Source organism: Veillonella caviae (assembly GCF_003992125.1).
Classification (GTDB): domain Bacteria; phylum Bacillota; class Negativicutes; order Veillonellales; family Veillonellaceae; genus Veillonella; species Veillonella caviae.
On sequence record NZ_RQUY01000003.1, the window covers coordinates 95649 to 113987 of the forward strand.

The following is an 18339-nucleotide window of genomic DNA, read 5'->3' on the forward strand; positions in this document are numbered from 1 at the left end:
CTTTTACTGATGAAGGGTAATAAGTTTTTCAAACAATATAAAAAACTTTGCTATTATTTCTTGCTCATCGATTGAAGTAGAAATAGTAAGATTTAAATTCTTTAGTTTATTAAAATACATATAGGTACGTGATCCACCTTGCTTAAGTAGAACCGCATATTTTCTAAACTCATTGCCATAGTTTAACTGAAGTTGTAAAAAATTAGAATTTAAATTTTTAGTCGTAAACACTGGATATAATGTACTAACAATCCCTTTATCAACAATATAGTTTATATTAAAATGAAAAATTTCATCATCACTCATATGACGATATGTAAAATAACCATATGGTACTATATTGTAACCTGTATTGTCCTTAGATGCGATTTGATTGCCATCATAATAGTCCGTTTGAAAAAATAGACCTTTTCGAGAAGATGTTAATACTGGATATTGATTATTTTGTGTAGTTATTTCTGTATACTGAATTAAGTAATCCCCCAACTTACGCTGTTCCCAAGTGTTGTTTATAACATACATAATACAATGTTTCGTAATTCTGAAATTAAAATTCATACATAAAATAAACAAGGAGAAAAGAACGAATGAGTTCCTTTCTCCTTGTTAGTATGATACAATCATATCAAAGTGAGACACAGATGGTTTTCGTAGGCCAGCTCTCGCTTCTAATTTTGATATTGAAGAAACGGTCTGACTTACTCTGTCGGGCCTTTTTTCATGCCTGCTGTAGGGAGGTTTTTGGTATTGACGTTCATAATAAATCTATGAATTATGTTATAATACAATAATATAATAGCGACATAGAAAGGAGTTATCATGACTGAAATACAATCCTTATTATTATTAAAATCAGCTCTCGAATCTGCGGATATGCACGGCGTTGAATCGTTACTGGCTGATGATTGTGTATATGTTTCTACAGGTCGAGGTACGATTGCTCGTAATCGGGTTGAAGTGATGGATTTTTTATCTACTATGGCCGATTCTATAAAAGCAGATCATGTGCCGGTTATAGGCAATGTGATTCGCGTGGATGAGGTGTACGAAGAAGATGCTTTATACCGTCCTGGCAAGCTAGGTGTCACCATTGCATATGAAGCAGGCGATGCTTATGCATATATTTTATTTATCGATATGGATGACGATGGTCGCATTGAGCGTATCGTATCTAGCCAAGAGAATTATGATAGTACCCGTGTAAATCTTCGCCTTCATGGTGAAAGCGATACAAAACCATATGCTTTCACAAGTGCACCGACAACTGTGAAAGATTGGATGACCGCCCTTAGTATGTGGCTCGAAACAGAGCATATTGATATAGATGATTTTTACCAATACATCGATGAAGATACGAAGGTAGTATTCCAAAAAGGTGATGCGGAATCTATCACTCTTGAAAATGGCCTCGATGTAGAAGATTATTTCGATCAACTCATGAATTTTTATGTTGATGAATCGCCGCATATCATTCGCGACGAAGAGGACGGTCTTATTTTAACCTATGGTCCTATGAGCCTCATCGTGGCGTTAAATGAAGAAGGTGCATTAGCGCTAATTAGTATCTATATAGATACTCGCGATGAAGATGAGTCCTTAGATGATATTGGTTATATTGAAGAAGTCTTGGAAGAGCAACAAGTACAACATTAAGTATTCATATATGAAAAATGCCTATACTAATCGCCCAATAGGAATTAGTATAGGCATTTTGTATGTATGAAGGTATTGTTAGTAATTCTTGTTCATCATGGTAGCAAATTATAATATGCTTTTACCCATAGGAAGTACTTGTTTGCCAAATACGCGATTTACGAGAACTGCGCCAGAACCATAGAATCCTAATAAGGAGATAAATAGTTCAGACCAAGCAGCAAGGGCAAAGAATCCTGTACGACCGCCGAGGAATAAATCGGTAGCTAGTCCGAAGAATAAGAAGTCGATAAGTACCATAATAGCAAATACAACTTTATTTGTTTTTAAGGCTGCAATAGTTCCAAAGATGGAGAAGAATAAGAATCCTACAAAAGCAAATGCTAATTGAGTTACATCAAATCCTTTTTGCAAGGCTTCGCCAAAAGCGCCCATTTGAATGAGCCATACACCCGCCATAGCAGACCAAAATAGACCATACGCACCGAATACGACGGAGCCAAAGGCATTATTTTTCTTGAAATCATAATAGCTAGCAAATAATTGAGCCAAAGAACCTAATAATACAGCCCAAGGAATAATAACGGATGTAGTAGGGCCGGACCAACCAACGCGAGAGGTAGATACGACAAAACAAACCACGGCTAATCCTAATAAACCAAGAGCCGTCGGATCTGCTACATTTTCATTCATTTCAACTTTTCTTACTTCTGTTTCCATAGTTGCCTCATTTCTGTAGGGACATACAAACTATAAATATACGGCTTTGAAAGCACTATGGAATAAATGTACCAAAAATCACATAAAATAGTCAACGTTTTAGGAATACTAGATATTCCTAAAAATCATATGTTGGTATTGACAGATAATTGAAATTCGTACTTATAGTTAGCAATAGATTGATGTTACCCAAAGAGGGGGGAGTATGGAGCTGTAGTAATGTATGTTAGTGGATTTGATTCAATGTATCTATAATCGTGATAATGTCTTGTGGTTTACGTGCAATATATGTTACACCTAATTTTTCATGTAATGATTCATCTCTAAATCCCCAAGTGACACCGATGCAAAGCAACCCAGAGTTATGGGCCGTTGCTACATCGACTTCGGAATCGCCAATATAGATTGATTCCTCCTGTGTGGATTCTAGTTCTTTTAATGCTTGTAGTACCATATCTGGTGCTGGTTTTCTCTGTAAATTAGGCCTTTCACCAATGGCTACAGGTAATCGGTTACCAAAATATTCTTTGTTTAGAGGCGTAATACCTTCTTGGATTTTATTAGATACGATAGCTAGTTTATAGCCTTTGGCGCCTAATGTGTCTAACACCTCTAAAATGCCCTCGTAAGGAGCCGTATAATCTTGTAAATGTTTACCGTAATATTCTTTGAATTCACAAAGGTATTTTTCAAAATCTGTATCAGTAGTGTTTTTTGGTAAACTTTCACGCATCAAATGCGCCACACCATTGCCAAGGGCGGCTTTGATTTCGGACTCACTGCGGGTGGGTAGATTGTTTGATTTCAATACATAATTTACAGCATTACCTAAATCGGTTAGTGTATTTAATAACGTACCGTCACAATCGAAGATGATGGTTGTATATTTCATTAGTTTCCTCCCAATCGTACTTGTTATTTATTGATAATTAATGATATGTATATTATAGGATAAGTTGTAATAGAATAAAAGGACTGGCAAAATTGCCAGTCCTTTTATAATTAGAAATCATCGTGCTCTTTAATGAGTCCTGCTCGTTTTTTACGTAAATATAAAAAGTACAAAGGTATGATTACAATACAACCACCAAGTCCCCATAATAGTTGATGTATTTGTGCTTGAGCTAGTATCCAAAGGGATGTGGCAATAGCTATAATTGGGATAGTATAACCGCCAGGAATTGTATAGGAACGTTCCTTATGAGCCCATTTACGGCGGAATATGATGACTGCAATACAGGTTGGTAGATATTGAGTGAATCTTGATACGGCGCTAATGGCGGCAAGTGTTGTAAAGCTACCGCTCCAAGCGAGGGCTAAGCTACCTAAGGCTGTAATGATAGCTGCTACATAAGGAATGTTATTTTTATTTCTTTTGGCTAATGCAGCAGGTAACATCCCATCTTCTGCTAAGGCTGTGGCTACACGAGGTGCAAAGTAAGCTTGCGCAAAATTGATACCACCCATTGATAAAAGTGTACCAGCTAATACGAAATATAAACCTACAGGTCCAATAATCGCATTAAAAGCATCTTGTACAGGGGCCTTTGTATTGGCTAATTCCGGGCCTAATACACCGATGGATACGGCGAGGACTGCCATATATAAAACTGATACAATAATCATAACAGTAATAATAGCACGAGGTAAGTTTCGCTTTGGATTATCCATATCTTCTGCCGATACAGCGATGGCCTCAAAACCTGTATAAGCAAAGAAAAGAAGTACTGCAGCTTGTGCAAAGGAACCTTCTACATACGTGTCATTCGGAAATAGAGGTGTGAAATTAGATCCATTTAGAAAGAATAGGCCTACTGCAATAAATACGAATAGAGGTACTAATTTAGATACAGTAATGAGATTATTCAGTATTTTAGAAACGTTAACACCTAGAATATTGAGTACTGTTAAGAGTACGATAATAATGGTAGCAATAATGTCTTTGTTGGTGTCACCGCCTAATGCAGGAAAAGCAGCACCTAAAGCTGTTGCAAATCCTACTGACATGGCCGCCCAAGCAATCATAATAACAATCCATTTGAGGACGCCTACTTCAAATCCCCAGAAATCACCTAGTGCATGTTTTGCATATAAATAAGGGCCACCGTTACGACTGAAAAATCCAGCTACTTCGGCAAAACAAAGGGCGATACAACCTGCTAGTAGCGCATCAAATAAAAGTACGCCTAAACTAGCAGAGCCGATAATAGAATAGGCTTTGTTAGGTAATAGGAAAATACCTGTTCCTACAATAGCATTAATACCAAGGAGCACGATACTCCAAAATCCAAATTTTCCTTTTTGCGAATCCATTAGTGTTCCTCCTTATATGATATAGTTGCATTAACAAAAGATGTAAATAGTTTTTTTGCATTTGCATCTCGTTTGTGCATCATTTCCGGATGGAATTGTGTGGCAATACACCATGTTCGAGTTTGATCCTCTAAGGCTTCTACCGTGCCATCTGTAGTATGGGCTACGACGGTTAAGCTTTCACCAATTTTTTTAATAGTTTGATGATGGTGAGAATTTGTAATCCACTCTGTGGAATTGATAATGGTGGATAATTTAGAGTTTAGATCAATGTGTATCGTATGTGTTCCCAGTGCGGGGGTTTGGTTTTGGCTATGTTTAATTGTACAATTTGTATCGTACTTTACATCTTGATACAATGTGCCTCCACGATATACATTGAGAATTTGAGCTCCTCGACATATAGCAAATATAGGAATTTCTTTTTCTTCTGCTGCTTCGAGTAGGGCAAAGTCAAATTGATCCCTTTCAGGCCATACATCGCCAATGCCTTGCAATGGTTCTTCACCATAGTGTAAAGGATAGACATCATGTCCACCAGATAGGAGTAGACCATCTAATTGGCTAACCGTTTCTTTGGCTACATCCAGATTTTCTGTGAAAGGAATGATTACAGGAATGCCTCCAGCTTCCTCAACAGCACGGACGTAGTCTTCATTTACATAAGAACGCCATAAATCTACATAGGGGCCGCCGCTATCTCGCAACATGCTACCAGATACACCGATTAATGGTTTTGTCATACTATCACCTCATACATTCTATAGAATTAAACAAGTTTTATTATACTACGATGTATATCAATGCACTATAAAAAATGTTACAATAATTAAATTTTATTGATTATCATTTAATAGCTATTGAGTGCGTGTGTATCATAACCTTATTTTTAATACATCATTTACTATTTAATAGGGCATATAAGAACGACCTAATACTTACAGAACGTAAGTATTAGGTCGTTTCGTATGTATTGTATGTATCTAAATTATCTAAAGAATTTACCAATTATAGGCATGTTAGCACCGTCATTTTGATTAATTCCTTTTAAGAGTATCATAATGATGACGTAGAGGATGAGGCCTTCAACACCTGTTAACAGGAAGTTAGCCCACATCGGAATGACACCATGGAGAGAGTGGTAGCTCATGTAAATGAGGATACCCATAATGCCAGCGCTGACGATATTTTTCCAAAGTAAGGATATATCGAGGAAGTAGCCGGTATATTTTTTTATGTAAATTAAGTTCAGTAATCCAGCAAAACCAATGTCTGCTACAGTTGCCCAAGCGGCACCGCCAATACCCAGTTCTGGTATGGCTGTTAAATGCCAATTCAAAGCGACTTTGATAATGAGAGCAATGGCCATGTTGATGACTGGAATACGCGGTTTACCAAGGCCTTGCAAAATGCCTGTAGTAACTTGGTGAATACCGAGAAAGAAAATGGCAAAAGCTGTAATTTGCGTAGCTAACTCTGCTTTTGGTGCATTGTAAATCAATGTTACCGTTGGTGCTGCTAGCACATAGAGGAGCACTGTAAATGGAACTGTTGCCATAAAGGATAGTCGCATTGAACTAGCGGTGCGATCATAAATACCTTGTGTATCTTGTTTTGCAAAGGCATGTGAGATAGCTGGTACGATACTAGTTGCAATGGCTGCGGTAATAATGGTAGCCAAGTTGATGAGGGGCACTGCCATACCAGTTAGATAACCGAATAGTTCCGTTACTTCGTTCATGGCAAAGCCAGCATCTAATAGACGACGTGGTACGATTAATAAATCGAGATTCGCCGTCAAAGGCAACATAATACTTGCCAGAGAAATTGGTAAAGCGAGCCATACGAGGCGTGTTAAGATTTCTTTTCCTGATTCTCGTGGCCCATCGTAGCTTTCACCAGAGCTAGAAGACCTAGGCAATTTGTAATAATAGTACAATAGCACTAAGAAGGCCCCAAAGGCACCGATGCCAGCACCGAGACTAGCACCACCGGCTGCTTCAGGCAAACCATACGGTAAGAGAATAGATGCAGCACCGAGCATAACGACAACGCGGAGCAATTGTTCTACGATTTGGCTAATCGCCGTAGGGGTCATCATTTCATACCCTTGGATATAACCGCGGAAGCAGGAAATCCATGTTACAAAGAATACAGCTGGTGCTAAGGCGATAATCGAGTAATAGGCACGAGGTTCCGCTATGATGCCACTAGAAATAAGCCAATCAGCGCCAACATACATAGCTAGGCTGGCGATAAGGCCTGTTATAGTGAGCATAATAAAGGAAATAGTAAATACTCGTTTTGCCCCTGTGTAGTCACTGAGGGCTAGCCGTTCAGCGGTCAAAATAGAAATGGCTATAGGCACACCTGCGCTGGATACTTGTAATAGTAATAAATAGATAGGAAAGGCCATCTGGTAGATACCGATGCCTTCGCCGCCAAGGAGGCGAGAAAGGAGAATCCAGTTAATACTACCGATGGCTTTCACTACGAACCCTGCAATGGTGAGGATGAGGGTTCCTTTTATAAATCCACTAGCCATAGATTATAATGTGTTGGAACAGCCAAGCACGTTTTTAATTTTATGAGCTACCATGCCTTTAATAGCGTCACGTGCAGGTCCTAAATATTTGCGAGGGTCAAATTCAGATGGGTTTTGAGCTAAGTATTCGCGCACAGATGCAGTCATAGCAAGGCGTAAATCAGTGTCGATATTGATTTTGCACACTGCCATTTCCGCTGCTTGACGAAGCATGTGTTCAGGAACGCCTTGCGCACCTGGAATATTACCGCCAAATTCATTACATTTAGCTACGAATTCAGGTAATACAGAGGAAGCGCCATGTAATACGATAGGGAAGTTAGGCAACAATTCGCCTACTTTTTTCAAACGGTCAAAATCAAGGTATGGATCGCCTTTGAATTTGTAGGCACCGTGACTTGTACCGATAGCGATAGCCAAGGAATCTACGCCTGTTAAGGCAACGAATTCAGCGGCTTGCTCAGGGTCAGTAAAACGCGCATCTGCATCAGATACGTTTACATCGTCTTCTACGCCAGCGAGGCGACCTAGCTCCGCTTCTACTACAACGCCATGAGCGTGAGCGTATTCAACTACTTGTTTTGTAATGCGTACGTTTTCATCAAAATCGTGGTGGGATGCATCAATCATAACGGATGTGAAGCCACCGTCAACGCAATCCTTACAAATTTCAAAGGAATCGCCGTGGTCAAGGTGTAGAGCGATTGGCAAATTACTGTCTTCGAGGGCTGCTTCTACTAATTTTACGAGGTAAATATGTTTTGCATATTTACGAGCTCCAGCAGATACTTGTAAAATGAGCGGAGATTGCTCTTCTTTGGCAGCGTCTACGATACCTTGCACGATTTCCATATTATTTACATTAAAAGCACCAATAGCGTAGCCACCTTCATAGGCTTTTTTGAACATTTCTGTAGTCGTTACTAATGGCATGTTATCCTCCTTGGCCGTAGGGCCCGTTGTATGTAATCTATTGTCTTCAACTAATGATGACACATATAAATCCATTGTTAGTATATCAAGAAATATGATTAATGGGAACTATTTTATAAATCCTCTAAGTATTATTTCTGTTGGTGAAAGCATTATTGTTTTAGAGTTCTAAGAATTGGATTTTGTTACGGTTGTAGATTTGTTATCAACTGTGCTTGGATGTTTCTGTTTTCTAATGAGTTGCAACATATCCTGTGGTAGTGGTGCACGTAGTTCTATATATTCTTGTGTTATTGGATGGATGAAAGCCAACAGCCCTGCATGCAGTGCTTGTCGCTGGATATAATTTAATGAGCCACCATATATATCATCACCTGCAAGAGGGTATCCTAAATGGGAAAGATGCACACGAATTTGATGTGTGCGACCAGTGTGTAAGTGACACTGAATGTGAGTTAATTTGGATGTATCTTGTTCAAGGCATTTCTTTTTTTCTACTAATTGTGCAGTTATGTTTTTGTCGGCATAGTCTAGGGGGGCTTTGGGTTGTGATAGGCGGATATATTCCAATACCGTTATATCTGTACGCGCCGTTTTACCAGATTTGGAACAACAGCGTTCGATGATGCTTCCTTCTTTACGAGCAATAGGCCAGTTAATGGTTAGTAGTGTGCTTGGTACATGTCCTTCTATAATGGCGTTATATATCTTGTGAAAACGTATGTTCTGTTTTTCAAATGCATGTTGGACTACCGCTGTTTTGGCGATAATGACGATGCCAGACGTGTCTTTATCGAGTCGGTGGAGCGGGTGAAAATCTTGAGCTTGGTTTGTTTCCTTGTAATAGTGGAGTACTCCGTTTGCTAGTGTACCCGTCCGAATCGTAGAGGTAGGGTGCATGAGAATGCCAGGGGCTTTGTTGATAACCAAGATATACTCATCTTCGTAAACAATATCTAAGCTCATGGGGGTCAATTCAAACTCTTGCTCAGGTGCAATGGAAATGACTAAATGATCATTACTATGTACTAAAGTATCCCATGATGCGATATTGCCATTAATGGTAATGATACCGTCATTTTTTAACTTCCGTCGCATGCGCTGTGAAATATGATGTTGTTTTATGATGTGATTGATAGACGTTGTTGTTATATTTGTGGGAACAACGAGATCAATGATAGTTGCTGTTTTCATAGGAATATTATAACAAATTTAGTGAAGTAGACGTATAGATGATTGAGAAATGATAGTATAACTATTTTTTACTTGTAATATTGAGATGTTATATTATTGAGAAGTAATATTGATTAGTGTATAATTATTTTAATTAAGTTATGTATAAGTTATGTAATGATGTATATAGTTAGTGTGTTTAATAATCGAAATGGAGTGTAGAATGAAGGTAAATAAAAAATTATTATTGGTTGCATGTGTGTGTGCATCTGTATCGATGAATGCTTGGGCTGCTGAAAGTAGTTCTTCTAGTAGCTCTTCTAGCACTACTTCCTCTACTACAACTGTACAGAATACTGGTGACAGTACCCGTATAAGTCGAGTACAAAGTAGCACATCTACATCTTCTTCCACTTGGTCTCATGAGGAGCGTAGTTCTACAACTAAAACAAGTGCAGGCATTGGTATAGGTTCTATCCGTGATTATAAAGAACATGTTGATGGAGTCGGTTATGTGATGGCCGATGTAGATGGAATTTTAAACCCTTATCGCAATACGCCGAGGTCTTTAAAAATAGGTAAAGGTAAAACGTTTAAAAATGATGAAATCTTAGAACATGGCGTATTAGCAGCGATGAAAGAAAAGGGGAAATGGGGCGTGTTGCGTCCTGATGGGACTGTTGCTGTTGCTCCTAAGTATAAAGCTATCAATGATGTTGATTATAGTACTGGTAATGTGTTAGCTCAAATTGATAAAAAAACGACTACATGGGTAACACCGAATGGCAACGAAATTAGTGCAGCAGAAGCATTGAAAGAACGCGTTGCATACGAAAGGGAAAGCCAGTATCCTAGTGATAGTTATATTGAATTTAAAGAAAAAGGTAAATATGGCTTTAAAACCGCAGATGATAAGGTTGTAATAGCCCCTCAATATCGTCAAATTATCACCGGATTTAGCGAAGATAGAGCATTCGTAAAAAATGCAAAAGGTAAAATTGTTGCTATTGATGGTACTGGCAAAGAATTGTTCTTTGCGCCTACAAAAGAAATCTATGCCTATGACAATGGTCTAGCTGAGTATCGCCGTGCTGTTAGTGGGTTTAATCTCGGTGGCTTAGTAGGCGGATTTGTGCTCGGTGGTATTATCGGTGGTGCACTTCTCAGTAGCGGTCACTACTATCATGTAGGTGGTTTTGTATATGATGGTGCTAAACGTGGTTATATTGATCGAAATGGTACTATTGTAGTAGATAGCAAAAATGATAAAGTGTGGCCTATGACGTCCTATGGTACTGTTGTTCAGAATAAAGGACTTACTACTTTTGTAAACCGAAAAGGGGAAACTATCATTCCTGGTGGTAAATACGATGTAGAAGAAATGGATCGCTATAATGGTTTGTTAGCATTAAAAGACGAAAACTCTGAAAAATGGGGCGTATTCAATGTAACCGATGGACACCAAGTGGTACCATTTAAATACGATTCCATTTCCTTTGCTGGTTCAGATCGTCTAGTAGTGACACAAGATTACGTTAAAAATCTTGTGGAAATGACATCGGGGCGTTCTATGTACTCTGCTCAAACAGAGGCTACTATCGACCCATTTAATACAGATACAGTAACATGGGTTCATACAGGTAAATCTAATTACTCCATCATTGATAATAATGGGCATACTTTATTTAAAGATGTTAATAATATCATTGAAGAAGCGCGTTCATTTAATCATGGTTATGCAGCGGTAAAATCTAAAGGTAAATGGGGAATTATGAATTCTAAAGGTGCGTGGATTACACAACCAATCTATGAGGCTATCAATATTCTTTAATAGTATTTTTATTCTATACTTGATTTGTTATATTCATAGTGTACAGTTTGTTTTGTAGTCTTACATGATTATGAGGATGTTATTAATCATGTATATATCGAAAAAATTATATTATATCTATTAGTTATGATCCGAAGCCCTATAATTTCTAGAAATTATAGGGCTTTTACGTTATAATTAAAAAGATGTGATGAATATAATTGAATGAATTTCATGCTCTGAATTTATATATAGGAGGTATACAATGGCTAAAGATTGTTCTTTTGACGTCGTATCTGAAGTGGATATGCAAGAGGTAGATAACGCTGTTAATCAAGCGAAGAAAGAAATAGGTACTCGTTATGATTTTCGCGGTTCTAAAGCTGAAATTAACCTCGAAGGGGATACTATTAAAATCATCGGCGACGATGAATACAAATTGAATGCCATTATCGATGTGTTAAAAGGTAAAATGGTGAAACGTAATGTAGCGGTAAAAAACCTTGATTACGGTAAAGTAGAACCTGCTTCTGGTGCTACGGTGCGCCAAGTGATTACTATTAAAAAAGGTATTACTAAAGAAAATGCCAAAGAAGTAGTAAAAGCGATTAAAAATATGAAATTAAAAGTACAAGCATCTATTCAAGAAGATCAAGTACGCGTATCTGGCAAGGATAAAGATGATTTGCAAGCCGTTATTCAAATGCTCAAACAATTGGATGTGCCTGTAGAATTGCAATTTGTTAATTTCCGATCTTAATTACATAATAATAAAACATAGGGTTAGATGGGAATTGAATGACTAGCCCTATTGGTATAGGAGGCCTTTATGAGAGTAGAGGATATGAAAGGTGGATACACCACTGGTTCCTGTGCTACAGCAGGCATGAAGGCGGGATTGTTAGCATTGTTAGATGGCAATATTGTCAATCGAGTTGTTATAGAAAATCCCCAAGGCCAATATATTGAAGTTCCTATTAAGAATGTTACGATTCTATCTGCTACGGAGGCAAAAGTAACGGTTGTGAAAGATGGCGGCGATGATCCAGATGTGACCCATGGCAATGATGTAGAAACTATAGTGTCTATTAACGATACGGGAGTACTCGCATTTCGCGCTGGATATGGCGTTGGGACGGTGACAAAACCAGGCCTTGCCATGCCACCTGGGGAACCAGCTATCAATCCAGGGCCACGGGCAATGATGAACATTGTCTTTGAAGATATGTGTGTTCACGGCCAAGGCGTTACCGTTACAGTGAGCGTCCCTAATGGATTGGCATTAGCTAAAAAAACATTGAATCACACCCTGGGTATTGAAGGCGGTATTTCCATTATTGGTACTACGGGCATCGTAAAGCCCATGAGTGAAGAGGGATTTAAAAATTCTTTGGTGCCTCAATTAGAAGTAATGAAAGCTAATGGTTGTGAAACGGCGGTACTCGTACCGGGCCGTATAGGTCAAGATTTGGCGGCACAAGTATTGGGGATTCATAAAAACCAAATGGCAGAAACTAGTAATTTTATTGGATTCATGTTAGAGCAAGCGGTACGTATCGGTTTTAAGCGAATTTTAATTATCGGACATATCGGTAAATTAATTAAATTAGCTAGTGGTAGTTTTCATACGCATAATCGCATGAGTGACGGTCGTATGGAATCTATCGTAGCTTATGCTGCCTTGGAAGGGGCATCGCAAAATGTTTGCGAGGAGCTATTTAATTGCCAAACTACAGAATCTACATTCCCTATATTGGAGCGAGAAGGTTTAACTGGTGTTTACCAACGTGTAGTAGATAGAGCATCATTACGTAGTGAGCGCTACATCGCTAATGAAGCACAAGTGGGGATTATTATTACTACCTTACAAGGGAATATATTAGCTATCGACAAGAATGCAAAGGAAATAGGAGAACTAGAATCATGGCACATACCTTATTTATCGTAGGCATTGGCCCGGGTAATCCTGATTATGTAGTGCCAAGAGGTCTTGATTTAATACGCAATGCAACGGTTTTGGTTGGTAGTGAGCGGGCTCTTGAGGATTTTCGAGAACCTCGTCAAATTACATATCCTGTAACAGGGAAACTAAGTATATTAGCAGAACAAATTGAGTGTGAATTGCAAAACCATGACGTGGTTGTTATGGTAAGTGGTGATACTGGTTATTACAGTTTATTGCCGTATTTGAAAAAGAAATTTCCTTCCTACCCAATTGAAGTTATTCCTGGTATTAGCTCTATGACATTTGCCTTTGCTCGTCTCGGTGAAGTGTGGCATGATGCAAATTTAATGAGCTTTCACGGACGCCAACCGGCACCAGAGCAATTGGTGTATGTAGAAGGGAAAAAAATGGGATTCTTAACAGATCCAGAATTTAATCCAGCTCGTATTGCGAGCATTTTGATAGAAACAGGATGGCCTCCTGAAACGAGGGCAGCAGCACTAGAAAGATTGAGTTATGATGATGAGAAAATCGTAGATTCTACCTTGGAAGTGCTTACAGACCTTGAGGGCTTTGGTCATTCTGTGATGGTGGTATTAGGATGAGACATTTTTTTGGAATTCCTGATGATGAATTTATTCGTGGCGATGTGCCGATGACGAAATGCGAAATCAGAAAAGCCGTTATGAATGAAGCGCGCATCGATGAAGATAGTGTTGTTCTTGATGTAGGGGCCGGTACTGGTTCCATTTCTATCGAGGCTGCATTAGGGGCGCCGAAAGGTCATGTGTACGCTATTGAGCGCTTTGATAAGGGGATTGAGTTAATCCATCAAAATATGGAAAAATTCGGCGTGTCGAACATGACTGTCATTAAATCTAAGGCTCCTGAGGGCATGGAAGATTTACCCGCTCTTGATGCGGTTATTATCGGTGGTAGTGCTGGTGGCATGGGTGTTATTGTAGATGAAGCACAACGGTTGTTAAAGGTTGGCGGACGCCTTGTTGTCACCGCTGTAACTATGGAAACAGGTTATACAATTTTAAAAGAGTTAAAGGGCCGTCCGTTTAGCTATGAAGGGTATCAAATGGCTATCAGTCGATATCGCAAGGCGGGTCCTTACCATTTGTTAGACCCATTGAGCCCTATTTTTATCGTAGCGGCTACGAAATTAGATGAAGGAGATAATAATGGTTGATGTACATATTGTAGGCGCAGGCCCTGGAGATCCAGAACTCATTACTCGCAAAGGGTATCGCCTTGTAGAAGAAGCAGATGTAGTGATTTATGCAGGCTCTCTTGTAAATCCAGCTATTTTAGAGGCTTGTAAACCGAGTTGTGAAATTCACAACAGTGCTACTATGAACCTTGATGAAGTATTAGCAGTAATGAAAGCATCTGTAGAGGCTGGGAAACGAGTAGTACGTCTTCATACAGGGGATCCCGCTATTTACGGTGCTATTCAAGAACAAATGGATGCGTTGTCCGCTATGGGGATTACTTATGAAGTAGTGCCAGGTGTTAGCTCATTCCTCGCTACAGCAGCTGCATTGAAGCAAGAGTATACATTGCCTAATGTATCCCAAACGGTTATTATTACCCGCATGGAAGGTCGCACACCGATGCCACCGAAGGAAAAGCTCCGCATGTTGGCAGCCCATGAAGCAACAATGTGTATTTTCTTGTCTGTGCAAATGTTAGACAAGGTGGTAGCTGAGCTCATTGAAGGCGGTTATGATAAAACAACTCCTGTAGCTATTGTGGTGAAAGCTTCTTGGCCAGACCAACGCATTATTAGAGGTACTTTGGAGACTATTGCGGATATCGTAGCTAAAGAAGGTGTATTGCGCCAAGCTATGATTGTAGTGAGCCACGTGTTAGATAGCGAATATGAATTGTCTAAATTATACGATAAAGGCTTTGCTCACATGTACCGCAGTGCAAAGGACTAGTTATGGCTATAAAAACAGCTATTCTTTCTGTATCAAAGCGTGGTGCCGAATTAGGGCAGCGTATTAAAGCTTTGGTGGCGCCTCATGCAGTTTGCTATGAGAAAACGGGTCGTGAATCTGGCGGTGAGGCTATTTATTTTGATTCATTGAAACCGCATATGGGGGATATTTTTAAAACCTATGATCAAGTACTGTGCATTATGGCGCTAGGTATTGTAGTGCGTATGATTGCTCCGTATATTGAACATAAATCAAAGGACCCTGCTATTGTAGTAATGGACGAGGCAGGTCATCATACTATTAGCTTGTTGTCTGGCCATTTAGGAGGCGCTAATGAATGGGCTACCACTATTGCCCTCGCTATCGACTCAGATCCAGTTATCACTACTGCTACCGATGTGAATGGATTACCTGCCCCAGATGTGTGGGCTCGTAATGAACAGTTAACAGTTGATGATTTCAACACACTCATCGCCGTGAATTCTGCCGTCGTGGCTGGCGAACAGGTGAACTATTATATTGATGAAAGTATTCCTAATAGCGCAATTCTTATGCAGTCTGCAGGAGAGCATGTGGGGAAACATGGTAAAGTGTATGGTTTTATTGTTGACTGTTCATCTGACGAAGCTAAGGTGAATCTAGTTGATGATAAGATATCTGTGCAGATGTTACAGAATAGTAGGTCACACTGCGTAGTGGTGACGGATAAAATCATACCTACAGCGTCTCACCAGCTAATTTTGAGGCCTAAGACTTTCACCATGGGCATTGGTTGCCGCCGAGATACGCCGAAGGAACTCATATTAGAGGCTATAACACAATCATTAGAACAACATCAGCTTTCACCAAAAAGTCTATTAACAGCGGCATCTGTTATTGTTAAACAAGACGAAGTAGGATTACTGACGGCGATGAGAGAATTAGGGTGGCCTATCAAATTCTATGAACAAGAAGAGATGGAACCCATTATAGAACAACAAAAATTACATGAGTCTACATTTGTAAAAGGAACGATAGGAGTAGGAAACGTATGCGAAACGACAGCGTTACTAGCGGCCAAGAGCCAAACATTAATACAAGAGAAAACAATATATCCGAAAACAACAATAGCCATTGCACAGGTTACATCAAAGTAATCGGCATTGGTCCTGGGGACGAAGAATTTATGACACCACAAGCCCGTGAAGCCATTCTCGGAGCAGATCGCGTTGTAGGGTATTTAACGTATCTTGATTTGATTAAAGATCTTATTGAAGGCAAAGAAACTGTAGGTACTGCGATGATGCAAGAAGTGGATCGTTGTCAACAAGCTGTAGATCTTGCTGTAGAAGGACATAAAGTTGTTGTTGTATCTTCTGGTGATTCCGGTGTTTATGGCATGGCTGGTCTCGTATTGGAATTGGCGAACAAAGTGCCAGCAGAACAGCGTCCACAAGTCGATATTATTCCTGGTCTGAGCGCTGTTAATGTGGCTGCTTCTGTTTTAGGCGCTCCATTAATGCACGACTTCGCCGTTATTTCCCTTAGTGATTTAATGACACCGTGGGAGCTTATTAAGAAACGTGCTGATTTATGTGCTCAAGGGGATATGGTTATTTCTTTATACAATCCGCGTAGTAAAAAACGTATCACTCACCTTGATGAAGTACGCGAGATTGTGTTGAAATATCGCGATCCTAAAACTCCAGTAGGGATTGTGCAAAAAGCAGGTCGTCCAGGCCAACATATGGTTATTTCCGATTTAGAAAACTTTACTAATGAAGAAGTGGATATGCAAACATTGGTTATTATTGGCAATAGCCAAACCTATGTGGAAAATGGCCGTATGATTACACCACGAGGCTATAAATTATGATTTGGGTTATCGCCGGTACCCTTGATGGTCGCACCTTGGCGGTAGATATTCAAGAAAAAACAGGTGAAGACATCCTCGTTACCGTGGTAAGCCAATATGGTGCACAATTAGCAGCCCATGACGGTGTTACCGTTCATACGGGGCGGCTGGATAAAGAGGCTATGAAGGCACTTGTAACAGAACATAATGTACGCGCTCTCATCGACGCTAGTCATCCTTATGCAGCTATTGTGACCCAAACGGCGCAAGAGGCGGCAAAGGAGATGGGGATACCTTTCGTTCGTTTTGAACGTAAAGAGGTACCATTACCAGCATACGATAAATTACACATTGTAACTGATGAAGTAGAGGCAGCCGCTTTAGCCGGCCAATTAGCGAAATCTGAAAATAGTCGCGTGTATCTTACTACAGGTAGTAAAACGATGCATATTTTTGCTCATGCAGAGGCTTTAACAGATTGTGATGTGTGGACTCGCATTTTGCCCACTGCAGAGGTGTTGACCATGATGGAAGACTTAAAAGTGAGTCCAAAACATATCGTTGCCGTGCAAGGGCCATTTTCGTATGATATGAATCGCATTATGTTTAAGGATACTGAGGCCAGTGTAGTGGTAATGAAAAATTCTGGTCTTGTAGGCGGTGCAGATACAAAATTACAAGCTGCCATGGATCTTGGTATTCATATTGTCGTTATCGATCGACCACGGGTGCTCATTGATAGCCCGGTGGTATCGTCAAATGATGAATTTTTCAAATTATGGGAGGATACTCATGGATTACGTTAAAAATCCGAAAGCCATTGAAGATAAAAGTATGGAAATCATTTACGATTATGTAAAGGATTTAGGTTTAACAGAGGATGAAGTGCGTGTAGTATCTCGTACCATCCATGCGTCAGGTGATGTAGAATATGCGCAGCTCGTTCGTATGAGCCCTGATGCAGTACAAAAAGGTATTGAAGCGTTAGATAAAGGCGCTGCTATTTATACAGATGTTGAAATGGTGCGTACCGGCATCAGTAAACCAGCATTAAAATTGCGCGGTAACGAAGTACATTGTCTTATTAAAGATGAGGCTGTCGCAAAAATGGCGAAAGAATTGGGTGTAACACGCTCTATTGCGGCTATGCGTACTTTTGGAAAACAATTAGAAGGTCAAATTGTAGCTATCGGTAATGCGCCAACTGCATTATACGAAGTATTGCGCCTCGCTCTCGAAGAGGGGGTAAAACCTGCTCTTATTATCGGTATTCCAGTAGGTTTTGTAGGTGCTGCAGAATCAAAAGATTATTTAATGGAAGTATCTCCAGTACCTTATATCACTGTAAAAGGTAACAAGGGTGGTAGCCCAATTGCGGCATCTGTATGTAATGCGTTGCTTTACACTGATGTAAAACGCAATGATATGCTATTTGTAGAAGGTAAAGAATCTAAATAGAGG

Annotated in this window: 19 protein-coding genes; 11 read left to right on the forward strand and 8 right to left on the reverse strand. The window is 39.6% G+C overall.

Annotated elements, in window-relative coordinates; translation table 11 throughout:
• Positions 1 to 3: 3 nt before the first annotated feature.
• Positions 4 to 522, reverse strand: coding sequence for a restriction endonuclease subunit S domain-containing protein (locus EO120_RS02110; RefSeq protein ID WP_127133858.1), 519 nt, complete (start codon positions 520 to 522; stop codon positions 4 to 6).
• A 297-nt stretch (positions 523 to 819) separates the two neighbouring features.
• Between EO120_RS02110 and EO120_RS02115 the strand changes: the two genes are divergently transcribed.
• Entirely contained in the window at positions 820 to 1653 is an 834-nt protein-coding gene (locus tag EO120_RS02115) for a hypothetical protein (protein ID WP_127133859.1), read from the forward strand.
• A gap of 108 nt (positions 1654 to 1761) precedes the next feature.
• On the opposite strand, the gene EO120_RS02120 is transcribed toward EO120_RS02115, so the two are convergent.
• From EO120_RS02120 to EO120_RS02150, 7 genes are all read right to left on the reverse strand, one after another.
• Complete coding sequence (locus EO120_RS02120; protein ID WP_127133860.1) at positions 1762 to 2373, reverse strand: acetate uptake transporter; 612 nt, start codon at positions 2371 to 2373, stop codon at positions 1762 to 1764.
• Positions 2374 to 2599: 226 nt separating this feature from the next.
• Complete coding sequence (locus EO120_RS02125; RefSeq protein WP_127133861.1) at positions 2600 to 3265, reverse strand: HAD family hydrolase; 666 nt, start codon at positions 3263 to 3265, stop codon at positions 2600 to 2602.
• Between the two features lie 110 nt (positions 3266 to 3375).
• Entirely contained in the window at positions 3376 to 4686 is a 1311-nt protein-coding gene (locus EO120_RS02130; protein WP_127133862.1) for an APC family permease, read from the reverse strand.
• Positions 4686 to 5429 (reverse strand): gamma-glutamyl-gamma-aminobutyrate hydrolase family protein, encoded by a 744-nt coding sequence (locus EO120_RS02135; RefSeq protein ID WP_127133863.1) that lies wholly within the window; start codon positions 5427 to 5429, stop codon positions 4686 to 4688. The genes EO120_RS02130 and EO120_RS02135 overlap by 1 nt, the downstream gene beginning before the upstream one ends.
• A gap of 245 nt (positions 5430 to 5674) precedes the next feature.
• Positions 5675 to 7231, reverse strand: coding sequence for a putative polysaccharide biosynthesis protein (locus tag EO120_RS02140; RefSeq protein ID WP_127133864.1), 1557 nt, complete (start codon positions 7229 to 7231; stop codon positions 5675 to 5677).
• A 3-nt stretch (positions 7232 to 7234) separates the two neighbouring features.
• On the reverse strand, positions 7235 to 8164 hold the full coding sequence (gene fba, locus EO120_RS02145; RefSeq protein ID WP_127133865.1) for a class II fructose-1,6-bisphosphate aldolase: 930 nt from the start codon (positions 8162 to 8164) through the stop codon (positions 7235 to 7237).
• Between the two features lie 168 nt (positions 8165 to 8332).
• The gene (locus EO120_RS02150; RefSeq protein ID WP_127133866.1) at positions 8333 to 9358 is read right to left on the reverse strand and encodes an RluA family pseudouridine synthase; all 1026 of its coding nucleotides are present in this window, start codon (positions 9356 to 9358) and stop codon (positions 8333 to 8335) included.
• Positions 9359 to 9560: 202 nt separating this feature from the next.
• Between EO120_RS02150 and EO120_RS02155 the strand changes: the two genes are divergently transcribed.
• The 10 genes from EO120_RS02155 to EO120_RS02200 all read left to right on the forward strand — a co-directional run bounded on the left by EO120_RS02155 (position 9561) and on the right by EO120_RS02200 (position 18336).
• Positions 9561 to 11168: a WG repeat-containing protein gene (locus tag EO120_RS02155; RefSeq protein ID WP_127133867.1), complete on the forward strand. Its 1608-nt coding sequence runs from the start codon at positions 9561 to 9563 to the stop codon at positions 11166 to 11168.
• 244 nt (positions 11169 to 11412) lie between these two features.
• Positions 11413 to 11907: a YajQ family cyclic di-GMP-binding protein gene (locus EO120_RS02160; protein WP_127133868.1), complete on the forward strand. Its 495-nt coding sequence runs from the start codon at positions 11413 to 11415 to the stop codon at positions 11905 to 11907.
• Positions 11908 to 11976: 69 nt separating this feature from the next.
• A complete protein-coding gene (gene cbiD / locus EO120_RS02165; RefSeq protein ID WP_127133869.1) occupies positions 11977 to 13095 on the forward strand; it encodes a cobalt-precorrin-5B (C(1))-methyltransferase CbiD in 1119 nt (372 codons plus the stop codon).
• Positions 13071 to 13697 carry a precorrin-6y C5,15-methyltransferase (decarboxylating) subunit CbiE gene (gene cbiE, locus EO120_RS02170; protein WP_127133870.1) on the forward strand — a complete coding sequence of 209 codons (627 nt, stop codon included), beginning with the start codon at positions 13071 to 13073 and terminating at the stop codon, positions 13695 to 13697. The genes cbiD and cbiE overlap by 25 nt, the downstream gene beginning before the upstream one ends.
• Positions 13694 to 14290 (forward strand): precorrin-6Y C5,15-methyltransferase (decarboxylating) subunit CbiT, encoded by a 597-nt coding sequence (gene cbiT / locus EO120_RS02175; RefSeq protein ID WP_127133871.1) that lies wholly within the window; start codon positions 13694 to 13696, stop codon positions 14288 to 14290. The genes cbiE and cbiT overlap by 4 nt, the downstream gene beginning before the upstream one ends.
• Positions 14283 to 15044, forward strand: coding sequence for a precorrin-4 C(11)-methyltransferase (gene cobM / locus EO120_RS02180; protein ID WP_127133872.1), 762 nt, complete (start codon positions 14283 to 14285; stop codon positions 15042 to 15044). Before cbiT ends, cobM begins: the two co-directional genes overlap by 8 nt.
• A 2-nt stretch (positions 15045 to 15046) precedes the next feature.
• On the forward strand, positions 15047 to 16180 hold the full coding sequence (locus EO120_RS02185; protein ID WP_127133873.1) for a cobalt-precorrin 5A hydrolase: 1134 nt from the start codon (positions 15047 to 15049) through the stop codon (positions 16178 to 16180).
• Positions 16181 to 16209: 29 nt separating this feature from the next.
• Positions 16210 to 16899 carry a precorrin-3B C(17)-methyltransferase gene (gene cobJ, locus EO120_RS02190; RefSeq protein ID WP_241234855.1) on the forward strand — a complete coding sequence of 230 codons (690 nt, stop codon included), beginning with the start codon at positions 16210 to 16212 and terminating at the stop codon, positions 16897 to 16899.
• Positions 16896 to 17684: a precorrin-6A reductase gene (cobK, locus tag EO120_RS02195; protein ID WP_127133874.1), complete on the forward strand. Its 789-nt coding sequence runs from the start codon at positions 16896 to 16898 to the stop codon at positions 17682 to 17684. Before cobJ ends, cobK begins: the two co-directional genes overlap by 4 nt.
• Positions 17671 to 18336, forward strand: a complete 666-nt coding sequence (locus EO120_RS02200) for a precorrin-8X methylmutase (protein WP_127133875.1) — start codon at positions 17671 to 17673, stop codon at positions 18334 to 18336. Before cobK ends, EO120_RS02200 begins: the two co-directional genes overlap by 14 nt.
• The last annotated feature ends 3 nt before the right edge of the window (positions 18337 to 18339 follow it).

Bases quoted from the DNA above. Each gene is read 5' to 3' on its own strand.
- EO120_RS02110 (WP_127133858.1), bottom strand. From the start codon at position 522: ATGTATGTTATAAACAACACTTGGGAACAGCGTAAGTTGGGGGATTAC.
- EO120_RS02115 (WP_127133859.1), top strand. From the start codon at position 820: ATGACTGAAATACAATCCTTATTATTATTAAAATCAGCTCTCGAATCT.
- EO120_RS02120 (WP_127133860.1), bottom strand. From the start codon at position 2,373: ATGGAAACAGAAGTAAGAAAAGTTGAAATGAATGAAAATGTAGCAGAT.
- EO120_RS02125 (WP_127133861.1), bottom strand. From the start codon at position 3,265: ATGAAATATACAACCATCATCTTCGATTGTGACGGTACGTTATTAAAT.
- EO120_RS02130 (WP_127133862.1), bottom strand. From the start codon at position 4,686: ATGGATTCGCAAAAAGGAAAATTTGGATTTTGGAGTATCGTGCTCCTT.
- EO120_RS02135 (WP_127133863.1), bottom strand. From the start codon at position 5,429: ATGACAAAACCATTAATCGGTGTATCTGGTAGCATGTTGCGAGATAGC.
- EO120_RS02140 (WP_127133864.1), bottom strand. From the start codon at position 7,231: ATGGCTAGTGGATTTATAAAAGGAACCCTCATCCTCACCATTGCAGGG.
- fba (WP_127133865.1), bottom strand. From the start codon at position 8,164: ATGCCATTAGTAACGACTACAGAAATGTTCAAAAAAGCCTATGAAGGT.
- EO120_RS02150 (WP_127133866.1), bottom strand. From the start codon at position 9,358: ATGAAAACAGCAACTATCATTGATCTCGTTGTTCCCACAAATATAACA.
- EO120_RS02155 (WP_127133867.1), top strand. From the start codon at position 9,561: ATGAAGGTAAATAAAAAATTATTATTGGTTGCATGTGTGTGTGCATCT.
- EO120_RS02160 (WP_127133868.1), top strand. From the start codon at position 11,413: ATGGCTAAAGATTGTTCTTTTGACGTCGTATCTGAAGTGGATATGCAA.
- cbiD (WP_127133869.1), top strand. From the start codon at position 11,977: ATGAGAGTAGAGGATATGAAAGGTGGATACACCACTGGTTCCTGTGCT.
- cbiE (WP_127133870.1), top strand. From the start codon at position 13,071: ATGGCACATACCTTATTTATCGTAGGCATTGGCCCGGGTAATCCTGAT.
- cbiT (WP_127133871.1), top strand. From the start codon at position 13,694: ATGAGACATTTTTTTGGAATTCCTGATGATGAATTTATTCGTGGCGAT.
- cobM (WP_127133872.1), top strand. From the start codon at position 14,283: ATGGTTGATGTACATATTGTAGGCGCAGGCCCTGGAGATCCAGAACTC.
- EO120_RS02185 (WP_127133873.1), top strand. From the start codon at position 15,047: ATGGCTATAAAAACAGCTATTCTTTCTGTATCAAAGCGTGGTGCCGAA.
- cobJ (WP_241234855.1), top strand. From the start codon at position 16,210: ATGACACCACAAGCCCGTGAAGCCATTCTCGGAGCAGATCGCGTTGTA.
- cobK (WP_127133874.1), top strand. From the start codon at position 16,896: ATGATTTGGGTTATCGCCGGTACCCTTGATGGTCGCACCTTGGCGGTA.
- EO120_RS02200 (WP_127133875.1), top strand. From the start codon at position 17,671: ATGGATTACGTTAAAAATCCGAAAGCCATTGAAGATAAAAGTATGGAA.